Below are 19,848 nucleotides of genomic sequence, written 5' to 3'. Positions count from 1 at the left end.
ACAGCCTAAAGATCGAAGCTATATTGCAAAATGCCGTACTACAAAGGAAAAATTTATGAAATTTAGCATCGTCATCAGTACCTATAATCGCTTGAATTTGCTGAAAAGAGCAATTGATTCGGCTCGTAACCAAACAATCGAGTGCGAGGTGGTTGTTGCCGACGATTGTTCTTCTGATGACACCCAAACCTATCTCAAAAGCTTAGGCGACAAGGTTGTTTATCATCGTAACGAAGTAAACCAAGGTCATGCAGCAACGGTAAATGCTGGAGTTGCCAAAGCTAGCGGTGACTGGATTAAGTTTTTAGATGATGACGACTATTTAGCGCCTAACTGCATAGAAGAGATGGCAAAGGCGATCGCACTTCGTCCTGAAGCTGTAATCTGCTCTTGTGTGGCGGCTCAGGTGGATGGCAATGAAGTTGAACTCTCTCGCACTCCCCAAGTTGGCCCTGGTTTAGCTTTTTATATCCCACAAGCCGATATTCACTACGGGATGCTTTTAGAGCTTGTACCCTTTGGCACACCTGTACAAGTAGCTTGTCGACGTGACGCTTTCCTACAAAGTGGCGGTTGGGATTCCACACTCGATGCTAACTGTGATGACATCGATTCCTGGATTCGGATTGCTCAGTTTGGCGATGCTATTTTCTTCAACCAGTGTCTTGCTTACCGCACTATCTGGCCGGGTGCGTATAATCAGAAGTTTTCTTTGTCTCGGCGGTTGGCGACAAATATTTTAATGAAGGAGAAAATATACGCCTTGGTAAATGAGCAACATCGCTCAAAGATTCCTGTTTTTCAGGATATAAAAAATTACTTGAAACTCCATTGGATTTTAGTAGCACTGAAGCAAAAAAACCTCAAGAGTTTTCTTTCAATGATAGATATATCTATACTTTCTCCTCGGTCTTGGAAGTTTTTGCTAACTGCTATTTCATCACGCCGCTCTCAGGGAAACAATTCTCAGGTTCGTAAACTTGTATTGATTGAGTTTTACTATGATGTCTGGCAAAATTCCCAGGATAAAAGCGCCAGTTTTCAGAACTTAAGATTAGATTCTGTGCCACTGGTGGACTTGCCTGTGAGCGCTCAGTCGAACTCTGAGCGCTAAACGAGGACGTTACTACCAACTACGAGATTTGTCGCACTGAAATTATCCAAAGTCGCCAAGGTGTAAAAAGAAGAATAACCAAGGACTTTAACTTCTGTAGAAGTACCCGATTGCAAAAATTATATTTTGCCATCAGACCAGGTTATGTGTATATGAGGTGATAATTGTGGAATTTGATTAGCAGTGCGGAGTCTGTAAAGTTGCCATTTTGTCACCTCAAACTAAGGTTATGAGTTCAACTCAAACTGACTGAAGCTTTATCATTACCGGGCTTTCACACAATTATTAACAGTAATAATGAATTATTTGTTACCATTAATTTCCTTCTTTATCATCAAGCAAATTGCTATTTTTTAAGCAGTATACAAAAGCTTTTATTCTCTGTTTTGGCTGCCATGCTGTACTAGAGTTTCGATACTAAGTATTGGGAAATATAAAATTTAAGATAACAGATTCAGTCTTCAGAATTTTGAAGTTTTACCCCGATTTATCGAGCCGTTACTGAATAAGTCTTTAAGCTAAGTAACTGGTAATAAGCGCTCTTAATCAGTAGAAAGTGGTTAATTTTACGCACTACTGACTACTTTTGAGTTGTCGCTGAAGACCTCAATAATTATGTTGGTTGATTTATACTCGGTTGCTTATCTTTATTTTTTATATACATTTCAAAGATTATGCGAATCATACATATTTTGAACCACGTTCAAGAAATAGGTAACGGTATTGTGAATGTGGCTGTGGATCTGGCTTGTCTACAAGCAAAATCTGGTTATGAGGTAGCGGTTGTTTCTGCTGGTGGAGAATACGAGGCTTTACTAGATATTTTTGGTGTCAAACATTACTACCTAGATCAAAGCAGAAAACCGATAAATACGATCAAAGCAGCTATACGTTACCGAGCGATCGCAGCTGAATTTCAGCCGGATATTGTTCATGCTCACATGATGACGGGCATAATATTAGCACGGATTTTTAAGGGACGCAAATATACTTTAGTTTCTACAGTCCACAACGAATTTCAGCGTGCCAGCCTGCTGATGGGTTTAGCTGACAGAGTAATTGCTGTCAGTCAGGCTGTATGTGATTCTATGATTAAGCGTGGTATTCCAGAAAACAAGTTGCGGGTGGTATGTAACGGCACTTTAGGTAGTCCCCGCACTAGACAGATACAAGATTATCTACCTTTACCATTACAACATCCAGCGATCGCCACTGTAGCCGGAATGTATCAACGCAAGGGAATTGCTGAGTTAATTGCTGCCTTTGAACAAATTGCCTCAGATTTTCCCCAAGCTCATCTTTATTTGGTCGGAAATGGCCCTGAGAAACAGCTATTTGAGGCACAGGCACAAGCAACTTCTGTAAAGGAACGCATTCATTTTGAAGGCTTCCAAGCAGAACCTCAACGCTATTTGATATCTTGTGACATATTTGTGCTGGCTTCCCACCGCGACCCTTGCCCTTTGGTACTTTCGGAAGCTAGAGAAACTGGAACTGCGATCGTCGGCACTCAGGTAGACGGGATTCCTGAAGCTTTAGACAACGGGCGAGCAGGTCTTTTGGTACCAGCAAAAGATAGTCATGCTTTAGCTGGGGTTTTAGTGCAATTACTGAGTAATGCCGAGATGCTGCAAGAGTGGAAACAGCGGGCAAAGAAGAACCTAGAGAGGCTGAGTGTTGCCCGCGTCCATCAGGAAACAATGACAGTGTATCGTGAGTTAATTACAGAATGAAGGCATGGGGCACAAGAGGCAGAGGTGCAGAGGTGCAAAGGGGCAGAGGAGAAAACTTATTGCAACTTCTCCTCGGTAACAGAGCGCAGCCTCTCGTAGAGAAGTGCTGCTCTCCTGCTTCTTCCCCACTTCTAGTCCCCAATACCCTTAACAGAGCGATCGCTTTAATTTTAAAGCTACGCCTAAAGCGCCAAAAACCAGTACGCCCAAAACGTTAGTTGACTCAGGAACAGCCGTGTAATAAGAAGCCACCCTGATCGGCCCATCTTTATCTTCTTGGTCTGCTGGAATTGGTGGAATGATTCCAGCACCTGGCGCTAGATTAGGCAGGGTAGCGAATGGATTGTAAAACAGGGTTCCGTTTGGGATGACGCCACCACTAAAAGTGACAGTACTACCAGCAATGGTAATGTTTGTAAAAATATCCTTGAGATCGGGGTTAGCAGAGTTACCAATCTTCCCATCTCCATTAACATCTCCCCACTCCACTGTTTCATTATCAAATGGTGGAGTAGAATTCGGATTACTATAGGACAGGGTTTTTAAATCAAAGACCAAGCTATTTATATCGTATCCGGTAGCATTTAGAAAGTTATTAGCTACATCTGGAACACCATATTCTATTACTTCCCCTGGTAAAAACCCTGTAAGGGTTCTTGGTTTTTTTGCGTCGAGTACATCTTGATTTTTAGTCGTCACAATGGGTTCTACAAAAATGACGGCTCTTGCTGGTGTCCAAGACAAAAAACTAATTCCTGCTGCTCCGAGAGCAGACAAGGCTATTTTTGTGGCAATTCTAGTCATATTTGTGTCCTTGGGATATTGATTAACAGAGTGCTATACCACGTGGTTTAAATCAAACAGCAAAAACTCATTTTTAAACTGCTATCTATCTGCTAGATAAATAGTGGTTAATGTGTGTTTGCTCACTGAGTTGATATCTACTCATAGGTTGATTTATAAAGCAATTCTTGTAATGCTTTATCATGATAACTAGTAATTTCACGCAATCTTTATAAAAAATCCAAATTAGAACTTATGCATTGACAGATTAGACAATGTGTGGGTCATAAGTAATTACCCTGACTGCTAATGAACTGTGGTTTATTTTGTCTTAACGGGACGCTACAAAATAGCAGGTTTGAGATGAAATGGTTATAAGATTTAGAGACTATGGCAAACGGCTTGCTGATTTTGAGCAAGAAATTTTAGTACGCTGTCCCCAATGCGATCGCATTGCCAAGATATTGACTGTAAAATCTGAGCAATCAAGTCTCAGTTCCATCAAAAGAATTACCTGTCAGCACTGTAGCTATACAAAACAAAAGTCAAAGGATGGCAATCGAAAAGCTGCATTGCTACTGTGGCAGAACAATTACAGGGATAAAAGAAATTCCAGCGATGGAATACTAGACCATTTTTTTGGCTTGCCCCTGTGGCTCCAAATCTCTTGTTGCGGTCAGGTACTATGGGCATATAATGAAGCACATTTGAACTTCCTGGAAAGCTATGTTCGATCGAGGTTGCGAGAACGCTTGCCAGATAACTCATTAGGCTGGCACAATAGCAGTCTTGCCAGTCGCCTACCCCGATGGATCAAGCTGACGCAGCATCGGGAAAAAGTTTTACAGAAAATTCAACAGTTAAAGCACAAGTTGTAATCAAGGCTTTAATCTTGTTGATGAGCAAATTTATAACCGCCCCAGAGAGAAAGAGCGATCGCAACCACTAGCAAAATCGGTATGCTGTACCAAGGAAACTGAGACAAGGGTAGATGTGCAACTGCACGCAATCCAATGCTGGTGTAGGTTAGTGGCAAAAGGTAAACTACAACTTTGAGAGCAGATGGTAATGTAGCAGGGTCAAAGAACGTTGCTCCTAAGAAGGACATGGGGATAATGATAAAATTATTGTAAAGTCCGACTGATTCGAGCGATCGCACACTTAACCCTATAATCACCCCTAATCCAGCAAATACCGAACAATTCAGCGCCACTAACAGTAAAAATAGTGGGTTGAGAAAATTCCAGTTTCCTGTCAACAGCAGCGCTACCAAAATCACGGAACCGGAAGTCATCAAACCTCGCACGACTCCCGCCAGCATTTTACCGATGTACAAAGCTAAGGGGTTTATGGGAGTTAACAACAATTCCTCGAAGGTTTTGGTAAATAGTCTATCTCCACAAATTGAAAATGTCGTTCCAGCAAAGCTAACCGTCATCGACGACAGAGCCACCATTCCCGGTAATATAAATTCCAAATAGTTGTCATAATTACCACTAATTCCTGAACCGGGTTTGATGGAACTACCCAAACCCAAGCCAAAAGCTAAAATATATATCAGTGGCGATATTAAACCTGATGCAGCAACAGGTAAAATTCTCACGCGTAAATCTAACCAATCTCCCCAAAAAATAGTCAGACTATCAGCCAGAAAGATTTGAAGTTGCGAAGTTTTGAACCTCTTGCCCGAAGATAGCGCTCTTTGAGATGTCACTTGCTTTCAATTACTTATTAAAATTTCATTAAATGTTAATCTACATTATTTTACACATCAATTACTAGGGGTAACAAAAATATCTCATCCGAAAAATTGAAAAGTAACAACAAAAGTTAGATAGTTTAAGCATTCTGACTAGCTCAATTGTGAAAAGTAAATTAGCTATATCTGATAACAATTAAAAGTATTAAAATTTTGTCCCAATATCTAGATAAACTAGTATTTTTTTCATTTAACAAGAATATCGCAGAGAAAATCACAGGCAATTACAGTCAAGAATAGGCATACTGAAAGAGGGAGAAAAAACTTTAGACCACTCCCTCCCAAATCGGCGTGAAGGTGATTAAGCAACAATGAGACGTAAATCTACTGGTAGATCGGCTACTACTCCTAAACCCTCTATTTTCCAATCCCCTCTATTTAACTTCACCACCATCGCAATTATGGGAGGGGTGTTGATTTTGGGAATTGGGATTGGGATTGCTTTTAGTTCTACAACCACATTGGCTCCATCAAATGTAGCTTCTCGTGAATTTATAGACACCAAAGCACCGAATCCTGAAATTTGTGTGCAGTACGGAGCCAGCGCGATGGTGATGGACGCTAGACTGTTCGTCACTCTCAACCCCTTCAATGTCTATGTTGCCCAGCCTAGTATGCGTCCTGGATGCGTAATCCGACAAAATAACTGGGCGCTTTTAGAGCAACGTAAGTTGGTGACATCCGATCAGGTAAATGAGTGCAAAAATCGCCTGAACACCTTTGGCTTTACAGGTAACTTGGACAGTGATAAACCTGATATTAGATGTATATATCAGAATGAAGCTGCTCAAAACTTCTTTACCGCTCAACCGGGAGCAGTTGGAACACCTCAAGAAACGGATAGATTTTGATTTGGGTATTGGGTATAAGGGGCAGAGGGGCAGAGGGGCAGAGGGGAAAATACTTACTGCCACTGCTCCCCATATCCCCATATCCCCATTTCTCCAGTTCCCCAGTTCCCCAGTTCCTCTGCTCCCCAATCCCCACGATCGCATCTGTCAAATCAGATCATTCGTATTCTTCACGTATAATTGTCAAACCTAAAGCTTTGTAGGCACTCAGCATATTATTAGATACTGTAGGTGCTGTTACTAGGTAAGTCAGGGCATGAATAGACTCCACGAGATAAGGAGCAGCCGTGTCTAATTTTTCTGCTGTGACTAATCCTACTACCTCAGCCGATCCAGCAATCATCGCTCGTTTGACGTGGGCTTCGTCTAGGTTAGGTACACTAATCCCAACTTCTGGATGCAAACTGCAAACCCCCAACATGCACAAATCTGCACGAATCATCCGTAATGTCTCAATTGTGACAGTACCCACGTTCACCAAGGCTTTTTTGTAGAGTTGTCCACCTAACATCACAACTTCTATATGGGGATGTTCTGCTAAAGCAACTGCTATTGGCGGACTATTTGTGATCACTGTTGCGTGCAAATCTAGGGGCAAATGACGGGTTACTTGGAGAGTTGTCGTACCTCCATCTAAAATCACCACCTGTCCCGTACAAACTAATTTTGCTGCTGTGCGAGCGATCGCTTCCTTTTCTTTTGGCGCTTGCTTTTGGCGATCGGCATAACTAGCGGTGGCTGGAGATTTGAGGAGCGCTCCCCCATGAACGCGTTGCAATAGTCCCGTTACTGCCAGTTCTCGCAAGTCCCGCCGAATCGTATCCTCAGAAACCTTCAGAACAGCACTCAGTTCTGTCGAAAGTACCTTTTTATCACGACGCAGAATTTCTAAGATGAATTGTCGTCGTTCAGCAGTTAGCATAATTAATTTTCCTGAAATTGCGTTTTTGGACTTGAAATTGCGTGTTTGTGAGTTTATACTTATTGATATGCAAGTCTTTGTACGGTAATCCGTAACTTCAATTGAATTCAAGCACATTCATGCACAATTGAATTTATTGATTTTGGCATTTGATGAAATTACACAGTTCCACAACGGTTCCGAGTGGTTAACTTGAGCTTGGATAATTGTTGCCCAATCTGGGTTTTAACAATTTTTTTGTAGTGCGATCGCGCATTCGGTCTGTTCAAATTGTTTTTTATTCAATCAATAAACCATGACTACTATTAATACCCAATTTCCGATCGATCTCGGTGCTTACAAACCTTTAGCGCTCAATCCCGCAAATTCCAGCCTCACTGCTGAACAGCGAGAAACTTTAAAAGCGAATATTCAACTCTGTAGAGATGCGATCGTCTTTTTTACCGCGACTGGCGCTGCTAGCGGAGTCGGCGGTCATACTGGTGGGCCTTATGATACAGTGCCAGAGGTAATGATTCTCGATGCCTTTTTCCGGGGAGCATCGGAGCAATTTGTACCGATTTTCTTTGATGAAGCAGGACATCGAGTTGCCACTCAATATCTGATGGCAACATTGCATGGTGACTTACCTGCCGAGCAACTTTTACGTTATCGGCAAGCACATTCCAATTTACCGGGACACCCCGAACTAAAACTAACTCCTGGTGTGAAATTTAGTTCTGGGCGCTTGGGCCATATTTGGCCTTACATTAATGGTGTGGCAATGGCGAATCCAGGCAAGGCTGTTTTCTGTCTCGGTTCTGATGGTTCGCAGCAAGAAGGCAATGATGCCGAAGCTGCTCGCTTGGCTGTTGCTCAACATCTCAACGTCAAGCTGCTTATTGATGACAATGATGTAACGATCGCTGGACATCCTTCTAAATATTTACCTGGTTTCAGCGTAGCCAAAACCTTAGAAGGCCACGGTTTGAAGGTTCTTCAGGGAAACGGAGAAGACTTAGACGATTTATACCATCGTATTTGCGAAGCTGTGAATACTCCCGGAGCGATCGCTCTGATCAATAAACGCCCAATGTGTCCTGGTATTGAAGGCTTAGAAGGTTCCATTCATGGTCATGATGTAATTTCTGTAGATTTAGCAGTTAAGTATCTAGAATCTCGCGGACAAACTGCGGCTGTCGAATACCTTAAAAGTATTGAGAAACCCAAACAAACATATACGTTTCTGGGTTCTGGTGACAAATGGGGCGCTAACCGCAGTGTGTTTGGTGAAGCCGTGGTGGGTGTTCTTGGTCGCATGAGTGAGGCGGAGCGTAAAGAAAAAGTCATGGTCATTGATAGCGATCTAGAAGGCTCCTGCGGTTTGAAGACAATTCATGAAACATACCCAGAAATATTTATTTCTTCCGGGATTATGGAACGGAGCAACTTCTCTGCTGCGGCTGGATTCGGGATGGACGAGGGCAAGCAAGGTATTTTTGCGACCTTCAGCGCCTTTTTAGAAATGTGTATCTCAGAAATCACGATGGCACGGCTGAACTATTCCAATGTTCTGTGTCATTTTTCCCATGCGGGTATAGATGATATGGCAGATAACAGCTGCCACTTTGGTATAAATAATATGTTTGCCGACAATGGCTTGGATGATGGCTACCCAACACAGTTGTACTTTCCGGCAGATAATAATCAAATGACAGCTTGTGTAGAAGCTGTGTTTTTTGAGCCTGGACTGCGGTTTATTTTCTCCACCCGTTCCAAAGTCCCCAATATTCAGGACAGCAACGGCAATGACTTTTTTGGAAATGGCTACAAATTTGTTCCTGGTAAAGATGAGGTTATACGAGAAGGGACGCAAGGCTATATCATCAGTTTTGGCGATGCTCTCTACCGTGCCGTTGATGCTGTAGAGCGTCTTAAACAAGAAGGGCTAGACGTTGGTTTGATTAACAAAACAACTTTAAACACCATTGATGAAGAAATAATTACCAAAGTTGGTAACGCTCCTTTTGTGCTTGTAGTAGAACCCTTCAACCGTCGTACTGGCTTAGGCAGCCGTTTCGGTTCTTGGCTACTAGAGCGGGGTTTGACTCCCAAATATGCCCATCTTGGAACTTATAAAGAAGGTTGCGGTGGTTTGTGGGAACAGTACCCATATCAAGGTATCGATCCAGTCGGCATCATCAACAAGGTGAAGGAGTTAGTTGGAAAAAGGTAATTCATTTATTAGGGCATAGCAGGGGAGCAGGGGAGAAGTGGCAGTAAGTTTTTCCCCTCTGCCCCTCTGCCCCTCTGCTCCCCTGCTCCATGCCCCATGCCCAATTCCCTATTTTCATTTAGTTTTGGGTAAAGGCTGACCAAACTCGATTACCTGGGGTTCGGGATCGTTGGGGATTGTTGGAACAGGAAATTCCGATACCCCGAAAGGAGGAATGTTATTTAAATTACTAGGTTGATTTGAGAAAGAAGGAGGGGGAAGACTCAAAGCAGGTTGTTGAGAGGATGTATTTGGAGTTAAAGGAGGTACAGTCACAAAAGGCTGCCCTGAGTTAGTAGTAATTGTTGAGGGCAGTTCATTAGATGGAGGCGGAACTGTGAGTGAAGGGGATTGTGAGTTAGTAATTACGGGTAAGTTACTAGGCGGCTTTTGGAGTGTTTGAGGTTGTTTCTTGGCTGAAGGAGGGGAACTTCCTGATTTTATGGCAGTAGTTTTACCAGAAATAACCGGACGTAATACCCAGCGAGTGGAGTTTTTTCGAGAAACGGGTTGCAGTTGTACCTTTTTGGGATTAAAAACAGTCCCTGCTGCTAAATCTAGGACAATACGTGTATCATTTGCGTTGAGTTGAGAAATGCGAATGCTTTTGATTGCTCCAGAATAATTTTGTTGCGTGCTAACTTTGCCCAACTTAGTATTCGGTAAATCTACAACCAAACGAGAGGGTTGGGCTAAGTAGAAATAACGAGGGGTTGTGCCTGCTGAGAGAGTGATTTCGAGTTGCTGTGTCTTGGGAGAAAAACGCCAATTATTTAGCTTTGCCCCTGGTGTAGCAGCAGTAGTGAAAGTTCCGAGGGCGATCGCTGCATAAAAACTTAATATACTGATGCTAAATAACTGCTTGCCCCATTGGTAAGATTGCTTAGTTTTTAGTTCCCGATCCATTCTTTTTATTTGCTCCATAAAACCCATACAATGCACTTACATTGCTGTTTACTTCGCGCTTCCAATCCCGTAGACGCGATGAATCGCGTCTCTACCAATCCCCCAATTCAATTAGCTTTTTGAGGCACAGCAGTAAATTTCAGAGTTTGTGGAATACCATTTACGGTTAATTGACCTGTCATATTACCTTTATCCACAAGTTGCATTTGAATTGTGACTGAGGTTAGAGGATCGTTTTGGGGGCGAGGAATATTACAAAGGATTGATTTACCAACTTTTCCAGATAAATTTAATTGTTGATTTCTGAAGATGCCTGCCAGAGAGTGCTTTTCGTCAGTGTCGGCGTTAGCGTTTGCCGGTAATACAGAGGCATTTAAGTAAATACCTGACTGCTCAATGTTTAACGTCAGAGTATCCGATTTTTCACAGTTAGGCAAATTCTCCGCTAAGGTTAGACGATAGCGACCGTTAACTGGCGGAGGAGCCTTGAGTTTGTTTTCTCCGTAAACAGTGACAGTTTTAAACAACAGTAGCACTGAAATTATTGCTACTCCGTAAAAACTTAAAGATTTGAAGTTGAAATGATTCATGTTCTCAACTCCTAAGTGTTGGCTCTTGACTGCTAACATCAGGAAGCATGGAAGCCAGATGAGCGGTGACTTGACTGTAACGGCGAGCGATCAGCAGGGAAGAAGAACATTGAATGGCTAGTTGATCTGTATATCTTCCCAAGGTTTGACGCTCGATACCCCAAGTGCGGCTGGTGCCTGCAATTGTTAGGTCTACATTTTTTGAGGCTTCGACTACAGCTTGGATTGGCTCTGGAACTTGAACAATTTTGATTTCGATGCGATCGCGTACACTACTCGGTAATTGCTCCATCATCGTATTTAACTCGTAACTCAATTCATCCTTGAGGTGATTTTCGGGTACAACCTGCAAAACCTGTAATACACAAGTTTCACGGTTAATTAGCAGTCTTAGAGCCAGTGTTAATGCCAAATCATCATGAATATTTGCCGAATAAGGCACCAACAAGCTTTCTAAGCGATCGCTTCCTCTATCCACAAACACTGCAACATCGACTGGCGCAGTAGTGAGCATTTGACCAACTCTTCCACCTAAGCGGTTGCTACTAAAAGCTGGGCGATGCCATCCCACAAGAATTAAATCAACTTGTTTGAGTGCGGCAATCTGTGCGGTTTCCCTTGCGACATTACTAGATATGCGAATGATGGGATGCACATGAGAGCGTGTTTCTACTGGTTCGAGGGTATTAATCAATTCTTCTAGCTGCTGGCGGCGCTGGGCAATTAATCGGTCTGCTTCAACTGGCGTACTTTCAAAGGCATAATCTTCTTCAAATTCAATCAGGCTCAGAGGGTTAACAACAGCGGGGGATCGGGAGTTGAGCGCAATGTTTGCTGCCAACTGTACCAAGCCTTTTTGGCTACTCGGATTCGCCACTGGCACCAAAATTCGGTAAGGACGAATAAAAGTTTCGGCATCAGTAGCGCTGGTAGCCGTTTGTGCTTCTAACTCCGGTTCCACCACATCTAACCTGATCAGCTTCTTCGGATATGTCCATTCCAACAGTGGCGAGGTCATGAAGGTAGTTACCAATGCCATAATTACCAGCATGGTAAATATTAAGGGGGAAATTACCTTTAACTCTAAACCAATGTTTAGCACTATCAGTTCGGTTAAACCGCGAGTATTCATTAACCAACCGAGTGCCGAGGCTTCCCGTTTACTAATGCCACTGACACGCGCTGCTACATAAGTACCAACATACTTGCCTGCGATCGCCACTGCTAAAACCAACGCACACAAAAGCCACAATTCGGGACGGTTGAGCAAGCCAATCTGCGTTTTTAAACCACTGTAGGCAAAAAATATGGGCAGCAAGAAAATTAGGACAAAATCTTCCGTTTTTATTGCCAATTCTCGCACTAAATCTTCATTTTTGGGCATGGCTGCTCCCAGCAAAAATGCCCCAAAAATTAAGTGAATCCCAATTAGTTCGGTGATTAGTGCCGACGCAACTACTGCCATATAAATCCCAGCTAGCAGTAATTGGCTGAGTCTTCCCGCACGGAGGTAGTGTTTGGCAAGGCGTTGCAGGAACCAACGACCGACTGTCAACATCAAGCCGATGTAAACTATACTGGCGATAATTGTAGGTATAGCATCAGCAAAGTCACCAGTCCGTGCAACTGCGATCGCTACTGCTAATAGACACCAAGCTGTCACATCATCCACTGCTGCACAAGTTAACGCTAGGGTTCCTAAACGCGTTCCTTGTAAATTGTTTTCAGTAATGATTCGCGCCAACACTGGAAAGGCAGTAATCGACATCGCCGCCCCCAAAAATAATGCAAAGGCGGTGAATGATACACTTGCATTGGAAACTAGGGGATAAAGTATCACCGCTAGCAATGTTCCTAGAGAAAACGGCACCAAAATGCTGACATGAGAAGTTAAAACTGCTACTTCTAATTGTCCGCTGAGGTATTTGGGATTTAGTTCTAGCCCAATCAAAAACATGAAAAATATTAGTCCCACCTGAGACAAAACATTCAGAAAAGGAAAAGTTTCTGGTGGAAACAAGCTAACTGCTAGATGGGGAGCAACTAAACCAAATAAAGATGGGCCGAGCATAATTCCGGCGACAATTTCACCAATTACTAGCGGTTGCTTAATAGAACGAAATGCTAGACCTACTACCCGTGAAAGTCCAATAACAATCAGCACCTCAACCAGAACGAGAACAACTATGTGCATGGTTTCCTCAAAATTAACTATCTGGTTTCCCTAAGATAATTCTTTAAAAGACTGGAAAATGTCAAGCTTGTTAGATACAACAAAGAGTAATTTGTGCTTCCTTGTTATATTAATTATTGTTACGATGCAGTTGCAGCCGTTATGGGTAAGCAAGTTAGTAGTAAGGACTTGAGTCCTTAATTTTCTCAGCACTAAAGCGCTTACTAAAAACCCTCAAAACTAGCTGAGATATTGTACTAGATACTTAATTAATCTAATATGTAATTTTGCTTAAGTAGAAGATTTTTCATAGCTTGTACCGTGCAATAAAAAGGCAATCAGTGGTGATGCCATAAGAGTAGTAATGACCGCCATAATAACCATTATCGTGAATAAAGTTGGGGTAATTATACCTTGTTCCAGACCAATATTGAGGATGATTAACTCCATCAAACCACGAGCATTCATCAGAGCGCCGATTGTTGCAGATTCGCGCCAATTTTCTCCCGCCAATTTTGCAGCCAACATACAAGCAACACCTTTACCGAGAATTGCGATCGCAATAATTAATAGCGTCACTCCCCATAAAGTAGGTGTGTTTACCAATCCAATTTGAGTGTTTAATCCAGAGAAAACAAAAAAGATCGGTAACAAAAAAGAAGTAGTTAAAAATTCCGTATATTGGCGAATTTGTTGGGCAAATTCTCCGCGTGGTGTCACTGCTCCCAACACAAAAGCACCAAATATTGCATAGATACCTGTAACATCGGTAAACCATGCACAAAACATCAAAATTATCAACATTAAAGTCAAGGTTTGTCTGTTCACACCTTCGCGTTTTGTCATCCGTGTGAAGGCTTTCAGTAGAGGTTGTCCGAGAAAAATCGCAAATAGCACATAGCAAATGCCACCACCAATTGCTAATATGGCAATGCTCAGAGAATTTTTCACGCTGGCAAGCACGATCGCCAGCAAACACCAAGCAACTGCATCATCTACCGATGCTGCACCTAAAGCCAAAGTACCAAAGCGAGTTTGTGCAAGACCGCGTTCGTAAAGAATACGAGCTAACATTGGGAAAGCCGTAATTGTCATCGACGCACCCAGATACAAAGCGGCTGACCAAGGCATGACTTTTGGTTGAAAAAAATCGCCATTGTGATAAAACCAAAAAGATGCGATCGCTCCTAAAATAAAAGGAGTGATAATCCCAGCCGCAGATAGCAAACTTGCACTTTTAATATGATGTTTTAAGAGTTTGGTATTAAACTCTAAACCAATCAAAAACATATAAATTGCCAACCCAATCTGGCTGATAGCATACAAAATCGACATCGATGGATTGGGTATTTTGAGTCCGACAGCAGTGATGATAGGAAGCTTAGGAAATAGCCATTGCTGAAAATCTGGTGCAATCAATCCTAAAAGTGATGGCCCTAGCATTACACCTGCGATCATTTCGCAAACAACATCGGTTTGACCAAGATAGCGGCGTCCTAAAATCGTGACAATGCGACAAGTGGTTAAAATAACTGTGAGTTGCAGAAATAGCTGAATAACCAGATCAAAATTTGACATTGCACTTCCTTAATTTATGTCTCTGCATTGAAGAATCTCCCTAGACTCTAAAGTTTTCCTGTTTTACTCATATATGACTACTACATCAGCACAAATGCCAATTTTGTAAACATAAGATAGCTGTTTGTAATTTGATGAGATACAACAAGCAATACGTTGCTTTGGTTTCCAAAGTCATCTTGTTCTTAATAACGCACACAACTGTACGTCAATACAACATATTGCATCCAAACTAAAACCGCCATATATGATTTTTTATGATTTGTTAATTTTTGATTTATAGCCTTTTCTTATCTATTTGAGGCACAATCGATTGTAGGGACGCACAAATGTACGTCCCTAACCTACGGCTCAATTACCTGAAAATTGCTAGAATTTTTGATTAAATTAGTTTCGAGAATTTGAAATTTTACAACCACTCCCCGCCCCGGAAACGCCAACGAGGGAAGATAATTCGCATCAGGCTTTGGGAACTAATAAAAACTGCTAGCCACACGATGCTATAGTGCAATAAAAAAGTTTCTGGCGAAAGTTCTTCTTTCGGTAAAGGTATTGGCAAGAAGCCAATTAGCTTAACTCCACAAAATATAAATATTAATTCCCATATACCAGCTAAGAGTTGATAGGCTGCGGGCCAATCTCTATCCCAACGTGATTTTTGGAGATAGTTATAAAGTACATCCCAACCTAAGCCCAAAATGGCGACATAAGCAAGTATCCAAAAATAAACTGAGTTAGCACTAGGGCCAATCCAACCTATTGCAAATGGCAAAGATACGAGTACGCCGACAGTTGCCAGTAATAATAATCGAGTTTGCCAGCGACCAAATAAAGTTGGTGTCATAGGAGTGCTGAGTTAGCAGTTAGGAGTTAGGAGTTAGGAGTTATGAATAATATAGAGAAATTAGACTTTTTATAGATAGATTTTGACTCACTTCATTAAAAAATTAGGAAGATTGTGGTGCTTTTTGCGAGGATGGCAAATACGAGAATATCGGCTACCTCCAAAGCACCAACACATCTTCTATATTAATTATTAGGATGGTTTAAGGTGATAATCAAATTTAGAATGGTAAGCTGCATTAGCAAAATCCATTGTTCGGGTAGCGTCTCGTAGAGAAGGTATGGCATCCCAATTGATTACATCTTCTAACAAAGCTTGATAACCTAGTGTATTGGGATGGAGTCCATCTTCACTCAAGCGTTTGAGTCGCCAACTTTCACCCCGTTCCATCCATTGCTCAAAAATATCCAAATAGGGAATCTGCCGTTTGCTGCAAGCAATTCGAGTTGCTTCTTTGTAGCGGTACTGGTCGGCATGATTGTAGTAAAAACAATCTAAAAACGGCATTTTGGCTTCATCCACTGGCACCATGCCCACGAATAACACAGGACAAAGTTGCTGTGCTAAATCTAGCAGAGACGCAATTTCTTTTTCAAACAATGTAAAATCTGTGTAACTTCGACCATCGGGACGCGCCAACCGGGCTGAGTCATTCACGCCTACTGATAAAATAATCAAGTCGGGGACACGATTTCGCAGTTCACCCCGGTGGCGGAACTCAACTTCTAGTCTTTGGGCTACTTGTTGCGTGCGATCGCCTCTTACCCCTAAATTATAAAGAATATGACCGGCACTATCCGGCAACATCCACCATCGCCGTAGTTGCTCAATCCAGCCTCCTTTTTCTGGGTCGCCGAATCCATAAATTAAGCTGTCCCCCAGTGCGACAATCTTCATAGGCTGAAAGTGATTTGGTGGTACAGACAGCGGCATTGAGGAAGAAGCAAGAAATGTGTGCATTTAAAAACTATATTTTATATCTTTACAAGATTCTATACATTTCTATACCATAGATGGCTATCTTTAGTGTTCAAGCATCTATCTGACTTTTCACGGCATTTGGAAAACCTCACTTCTATTTCTCTCTCCTAATAAGGCTACGGTGTACACACAAGTCGAATTACCCCCCTTAATCCCCCCTTTACAAGGGGGGAAACAAGAAATCTAGTTCCCTCCCCTTTACAAGCTACGGTGTACACACAAGTCTTCTAGAGTTGCACCACAGCCTTTTGATCCCCCCAACCCCCCTTAAAAAGGGGGGCAAAAAGCTCTCAAAGTCCCCCTTTTTAAGGGGGATTTAGGGGGATCTACGACGATTTTGGTTTTCTAGAAAGATGTGTGTACACCGTAGCCTTTACAAGGGGAGGGTTAGGGTGGGGTAATTCGAGGACTAGTAGTGATTCGATAACTTGTGTGTACACCGTAGCCTAATAAGGAGAAAGACTTTGAATTTTCCCCCTTCCCGACACGGGAAGGGGGTTAGGGGGTTAGGTTTTTGGTGGATTTTTCCGCATAACGTGAAAAGTCAGAAGCATCTATGCGGTTCCAAGGTTAATATTGCCGCAGTTGAGCCTCAAAAGGTCAAAGTCGAGCCTCAGAAGGTCAACGTCGAGCCTCGGAAGGTCAAAGTTGAGCCTCGAAAGGTCAACGTTGAGCCTCAGAAGGTCAAAGTCGAGCCTCAGAAGGTCAAAGTTGAGCCTCAGAAGGTCAACGTTGAGCCTCAGAAGGTCAAAGTTGAGCCTCAGAAGGTCAAAGTCGAGCCTCAGAAGGTCAACGTCGAGCCTCAGAAGGTCAACGTCGAGCCTCGGAAGGTCAACGTTAAGCTTTGGAACTCGAAATGGCTAGGCGATCTCTACGACGGGTTACGCCTATGCCCACTTTTCAATTTATTGTAAAGATAATCGCTCTATCTTCTCTAAATTCACCCATCTGATTTTTCTAGAATCTGTAATAATTCCTCTCTTGTTTGTTTAGCGAGTTGAACGCTAGTTATAGTAGCCAGTGCGCCGCCTCCAGCTGTGAGGCTGGCTTCGGATACTTTGTTGAAATACAGCAAACCTACACCGCCTAATGTCATCATGGCAGAAGCAGCGGTGACACTCAAAGCAAGGTTGAATGTTAATTTTGCTTGGCGCAACAACTCATGCATAAATTCGCCTTTTATTGGATCATTATTATTTTGCATTGTTAAGTTCCTTAGCCTTTAGCTATAGAATTTGTTTGTATATCAGTATCTTAAATAGAGATAATGAGAGATTCCAGGGCAATTAGATTGAGTTAATCTTGATTATCTGCCCTTGAAATTAGGGCAATTAGAGTTATTTGCAAAACCTATCTGCCCTAGACAGCAAAATTCAAAATTGTTTATAGTTTTATTTGTTTTATTTCTATTTAAAAATCTATGATTCTTGATTCCAATAAAGTAAAGGCTAGCGAAACAGGGAAAACTCGGCTCAGAGAAGCCATGAAACAAGCAAAATTGACTCAAGAAGAACTAGGACAAAGAGCTAAAGTAAGTGTTGATACTATCAAACGTTTGCTTGGTACTAAACCTGCTTCTAATGGAGTTGAAAGATGGGCGGTGAAGAATATTGCTCAAGTTTTAAACATTAGCCCATTAGATATAGTTCACCATCAAGATTGGAATCAAAACCTGCAATCAACACAAGAGTTTGAACCGCTAATTAAAGAAAAGATTCGCTCGTTTTGTGGACGCAAATTTGTATTTGATGCTTTTGATGATTTTCTCAAAGAATATCCCAAGGGTTATTTTACAGTGATCGGTGATGCGGGGATGGGGAAAAGTGCTATAGCAGCAAAGTATGTTTATGAAAATAAAGCGATTTGTTACTTTAATGTTTTGCAAGAAAGAAACAATAGCCCAGAATTATTTCTGAAAAGTATTCGTCAACAGCTAACTAATCGCTACCAGTTAGAAAATACTGAAAATGATGAGTTATCAGCTTTATTAATTAAAGCGAGTGCCAAAATTTCTGATGGTGAACGGTTGGTAATTGTAATTGATGCGTTGGATGAAGTAGAACAAGAACCAGGGGCAGAAAATATTTTATATTTGCCTAAGACTCTGCCAGATAAAGTTTATTTTTTGCTGACGAGGCGACGTTATGAACCTAATAAAAAGCGTTTATATATTGAGGGTGTTAAACACCAAGAGTTAGATTTAACTGCAAGTAAATACGATCAATTAAATCGTGATGATATTCAAGCATATATCACCTTTATTCTGAACGATATATCTGACTATAAAGATGGCTTGAGAAATTGGATTCAAGAAAAAAATATTGCTGATGAGACTTTTGTTGAGCAAGTAGCAACTAAGAGTGACAACAATTTTATGTACCTGCGCTATGTCTTGCCAGGAATTGCTAAAGGTGACTATAAAGACCTGAGTTTAACGCAATTACCCGATGGTCTTCAGGATTATTATCAAGTTCATTGGGGACGTATGGGGATGGATGCAAAGCCCCAAGAAGTAAAAGTATTTATCCTGTTTATTTTAGTGGAGATTGGTACACCAATTACCTGGAAGATGATAGCAGATATTGCCAAACAGGAGGAATATGATGTGCAATCGGTTTTAGATGAGTGGGTTGAGTATTTGAAGCAGCAGGATATAAAAGGAGAAATCTGCCATAGCATCTATCACGCTAGTTTTTTAGACTTTTTGAAAGCAAAACGGGTTTTGGATTCCAAACGAAAGCTATTTCAAGAGGTTAATCAACGCATTGCAGACTACCTGATCGGGAAGATGGCGTGATATGGGAGAATTTGCTGACAAATTAGCGGCACAAAGTCCTGCTTTTCAACGTGCTTACTTGGGTAGTTTAGCGCCAAGCTTGGTAAAGTCGGGAAAATTAGAAAAGTATTACCAAACTCTGACTGATTTTGATTTCATTACTGCCAAGATTAACTATCCTGAGTTTGGGGTGCAGCCGCTAATTGACGATTATGATTTGATCGATGGTGAAGAGACATTAAATTACTCAGAATCCAACTCTGAGAAAGTCAAAAATCTCAAATTAGTTCAAGGAGCATTGAGACTATCAGCACATGTTTTTGTAACAGATAAGCAGCAATTAGCGAGTCAATTGCACGGAAGGTTACTAAATCAGCAAATGCCAGAGGAAATTCAGGCATTATTGGCACAAATAAAGCAAAGGACAACTACCCCTTGGCTGTGTCCCTTAACCCCTAGCTTAACTCCACCAGGAGGACGCTTACTCCGCACCCTCAAAGGTCATAGTGACTCGGTAAATGCCGTCGCCGTCACCCCCAATGGGCAACAGGTGATTTCTGCCTCATGGGACAACACCCTGAAAG

17 protein-coding genes and 1 pseudogene are annotated in these 19,848 nt (G+C 41.9%); 8 read left to right on the top strand and 10 right to left on the bottom strand.

The window, feature by feature from the left end:
• Nucleotides 1-55: 55 nt before the first annotated feature.
• Together V7K84_RS18275 and V7K84_RS18270 are read left to right on the top strand one after the other, a co-directional pair.
• A complete protein-coding gene (locus tag V7K84_RS18275; protein WP_334840069.1) occupies nt 56-1,114 on the top strand; it encodes a glycosyltransferase family 2 protein in 1,059 nt (352 codons plus the stop codon).
• Nucleotides 1,115-1,788: 674 nt separating this feature from the next.
• Nucleotides 1,789-2,847, top strand: a complete 1,059-nt coding sequence (locus V7K84_RS18270) for a glycosyltransferase family 4 protein (RefSeq protein ID WP_334840068.1) — start codon at nt 1,789-1,791, stop codon at nt 2,845-2,847.
• A 147-nt stretch (nt 2,848-2,994) separates the two neighbouring features.
• Here V7K84_RS18270 and V7K84_RS18265 read toward each other — a convergent pair whose 3' ends face one another.
• Nucleotides 2,995-3,651: a hypothetical protein gene (locus V7K84_RS18265; protein ID WP_334840066.1), complete on the bottom strand. Its 657-nt coding sequence runs from the start codon at nt 3,649-3,651 to the stop codon at nt 2,995-2,997.
• A gap of 347 nt (nt 3,652-3,998) precedes the next feature.
• Here V7K84_RS18265 and V7K84_RS18260 point away from each other — a divergent pair, with 347 nt between their 5' ends.
• Nucleotides 3,999-4,508, top strand: a complete 510-nt coding sequence (locus tag V7K84_RS18260) for a hypothetical protein (RefSeq protein ID WP_334840065.1) — start codon at nt 3,999-4,001, stop codon at nt 4,506-4,508.
• A gap of 8 nt (nt 4,509-4,516) precedes the next feature.
• Here the strand turns inward: V7K84_RS18260 and V7K84_RS18255 are convergent, their stop codons facing one another.
• Complete coding sequence (locus V7K84_RS18255) at nt 4,517-5,344, bottom strand: ABC transporter permease (RefSeq protein WP_334840064.1); 828 nt, start codon at nt 5,342-5,344, stop codon at nt 4,517-4,519.
• Between the two features lie 356 nt (nt 5,345-5,700).
• On the opposite strand from V7K84_RS18255, the gene V7K84_RS18250 reads away from it, so the two are divergent.
• Nucleotides 5,701-6,240 (top strand): DUF3172 domain-containing protein, encoded by a 540-nt coding sequence (locus tag V7K84_RS18250; protein WP_334840063.1) that lies wholly within the window; start codon nt 5,701-5,703, stop codon nt 6,238-6,240.
• A gap of 157 nt (nt 6,241-6,397) precedes the next feature.
• Here the strand turns inward: V7K84_RS18250 and V7K84_RS18245 are convergent, their stop codons facing one another.
• Nucleotides 6,398-7,162 (bottom strand): DeoR/GlpR family DNA-binding transcription regulator, encoded by a 765-nt coding sequence (locus V7K84_RS18245; protein WP_334716857.1) that lies wholly within the window; start codon nt 7,160-7,162, stop codon nt 6,398-6,400.
• Between the two features lie 295 nt (nt 7,163-7,457).
• Here V7K84_RS18245 and V7K84_RS18240 point away from each other — a divergent pair, with 295 nt between their 5' ends.
• The gene (locus V7K84_RS18240) at nt 7,458-9,377 is read left to right on the top strand and encodes a transketolase C-terminal domain-containing protein (RefSeq protein ID WP_334840061.1); all 1,920 of its coding nucleotides are present in this window, start codon (nt 7,458-7,460) and stop codon (nt 9,375-9,377) included.
• Nucleotides 9,378-9,491: 114 nt separating this feature from the next.
• On the opposite strand, the gene V7K84_RS18235 is transcribed toward V7K84_RS18240, so the two are convergent.
• The 6 genes from V7K84_RS18235 to V7K84_RS18210 all read right to left on the bottom strand — a co-directional run bounded on the left by V7K84_RS18235 (nt 9,492) and on the right by V7K84_RS18210 (nt 16,467).
• A complete protein-coding gene (locus tag V7K84_RS18235; protein WP_334840059.1) occupies nt 9,492-10,322 on the bottom strand; it encodes an AMIN domain-containing protein in 831 nt (276 codons plus the stop codon).
• Between the two features lie 107 nt (nt 10,323-10,429).
• Nucleotides 10,430-10,912: a hypothetical protein gene (locus V7K84_RS18230; RefSeq protein ID WP_334840057.1), complete on the bottom strand. Its 483-nt coding sequence runs from the start codon at nt 10,910-10,912 to the stop codon at nt 10,430-10,432.
• Between the two features lie 4 nt (nt 10,913-10,916).
• Nucleotides 10,917-13,106, bottom strand: a complete 2,190-nt coding sequence (locus V7K84_RS18225) for a cation:proton antiporter (RefSeq protein ID WP_334840055.1) — start codon at nt 13,104-13,106, stop codon at nt 10,917-10,919.
• A gap of 270 nt (nt 13,107-13,376) precedes the next feature.
• Entirely contained in the window at nt 13,377-14,663 is a 1,287-nt protein-coding gene (locus V7K84_RS18220; RefSeq protein ID WP_334840054.1) for a cation:proton antiporter, read from the bottom strand.
• Nucleotides 14,664-15,072: 409 nt separating this feature from the next.
• Nucleotides 15,073-15,507 (bottom strand): hypothetical protein, encoded by a 435-nt coding sequence (locus V7K84_RS18215; protein ID WP_334840052.1) that lies wholly within the window; start codon nt 15,505-15,507, stop codon nt 15,073-15,075.
• A gap of 192 nt (nt 15,508-15,699) precedes the next feature.
• Complete coding sequence (locus tag V7K84_RS18210) at nt 15,700-16,467, bottom strand: GDSL-type esterase/lipase family protein (RefSeq protein ID WP_334840050.1); 768 nt, start codon at nt 16,465-16,467, stop codon at nt 15,700-15,702.
• A 485-nt stretch (nt 16,468-16,952) separates the two neighbouring features.
• On the opposite strand from V7K84_RS18210, the gene V7K84_RS18205 reads away from it, so the two are divergent.
• On the top strand, nt 16,953-17,402 hold the full coding sequence (locus V7K84_RS18205; protein WP_334840048.1) for a hypothetical protein: 450 nt from the start codon (nt 16,953-16,955) through the stop codon (nt 17,400-17,402).
• A gap of 26 nt (nt 17,403-17,428) precedes the next feature.
• Here V7K84_RS18205 and V7K84_RS18200 read toward each other — a convergent pair whose 3' ends face one another.
• Nucleotides 17,429-17,692 carry a TRADD-N-associated membrane domain-containing protein gene (locus tag V7K84_RS18200; RefSeq protein ID WP_334840047.1) on the bottom strand — a complete coding sequence of 88 codons (264 nt, stop codon included), beginning with the start codon at nt 17,690-17,692 and terminating at the stop codon, nt 17,429-17,431.
• Nucleotides 17,693-17,908: 216 nt separating this feature from the next.
• On the opposite strand from V7K84_RS18200, the gene V7K84_RS18195 reads away from it, so the two are divergent.
• Together V7K84_RS18195 and V7K84_RS18190 are read left to right on the top strand one after the other, a co-directional pair.
• Nucleotides 17,909-19,285: a helix-turn-helix domain-containing protein gene (locus V7K84_RS18195; protein ID WP_334840046.1), complete on the top strand. Its 1,377-nt coding sequence runs from the start codon at nt 17,909-17,911 to the stop codon at nt 19,283-19,285.
• Between the two features lies 1 nt (nt 19,286).
• Nucleotides 19,287-19,848 (top strand): annotated as a pseudogene (locus V7K84_RS18190) (hypothetical protein); the annotation flags it as partial.

Source organism: Nostoc sp., from assembly GCF_036917315.1.
GTDB lineage: Bacteria > Cyanobacteriota > Cyanobacteriia > Cyanobacteriales > Nostocaceae > Nostoc.
The sequence above is the reverse complement of the archived record's forward strand: the minus strand, read 5'-3'. Positions and strand labels throughout refer to the sequence as shown.

Excerpts from the sequence above, each read along its gene's own strand:
- V7K84_RS18275 (WP_334840069.1), top strand. The coding sequence starts at position 56 with ATGAAATTTAGCATCGTCATCAGTACCTATAATCGCTTGAATTTGCTG.
- V7K84_RS18250 (WP_334840063.1), top strand. The coding sequence starts at position 5,701 with ATGAGACGTAAATCTACTGGTAGATCGGCTACTACTCCTAAACCCTCT.
- V7K84_RS18260 (WP_334840065.1), top strand. The coding sequence starts at position 3,999 with ATGGTTATAAGATTTAGAGACTATGGCAAACGGCTTGCTGATTTTGAG.
- V7K84_RS18195 (WP_334840046.1), top strand. The coding sequence starts at position 17,909 with ATGATTCTTGATTCCAATAAAGTAAAGGCTAGCGAAACAGGGAAAACT.
- V7K84_RS18200 (WP_334840047.1), bottom strand. The coding sequence starts at position 17,692 with ATGCAAAATAATAATGATCCAATAAAAGGCGAATTTATGCATGAGTTG.
- V7K84_RS18220 (WP_334840054.1), bottom strand. The coding sequence starts at position 14,663 with ATGTCAAATTTTGATCTGGTTATTCAGCTATTTCTGCAACTCACAGTT.
- V7K84_RS18215 (WP_334840052.1), bottom strand. The coding sequence starts at position 15,507 with ATGACACCAACTTTATTTGGTCGCTGGCAAACTCGATTATTATTACTG.
- V7K84_RS18235 (WP_334840059.1), bottom strand. The coding sequence starts at position 10,322 with ATGGATCGGGAACTAAAAACTAAGCAATCTTACCAATGGGGCAAGCAG.
- V7K84_RS18230 (WP_334840057.1), bottom strand. The coding sequence starts at position 10,912 with ATGAATCATTTCAACTTCAAATCTTTAAGTTTTTACGGAGTAGCAATA.
- V7K84_RS18240 (WP_334840061.1), top strand. The coding sequence starts at position 7,458 with ATGACTACTATTAATACCCAATTTCCGATCGATCTCGGTGCTTACAAA.
- V7K84_RS18225 (WP_334840055.1), bottom strand. The coding sequence starts at position 13,106 with ATGCACATAGTTGTTCTCGTTCTGGTTGAGGTGCTGATTGTTATTGGA.
- V7K84_RS18210 (WP_334840050.1), bottom strand. The coding sequence starts at position 16,467 with ATGCACACATTTCTTGCTTCTTCCTCAATGCCGCTGTCTGTACCACCA.
- V7K84_RS18245 (WP_334716857.1), bottom strand. The coding sequence starts at position 7,162 with ATGCTAACTGCTGAACGACGACAATTCATCTTAGAAATTCTGCGTCGT.
- V7K84_RS18270 (WP_334840068.1), top strand. The coding sequence starts at position 1,789 with ATGCGAATCATACATATTTTGAACCACGTTCAAGAAATAGGTAACGGT.
- V7K84_RS18265 (WP_334840066.1), bottom strand. The coding sequence starts at position 3,651 with ATGACTAGAATTGCCACAAAAATAGCCTTGTCTGCTCTCGGAGCAGCA.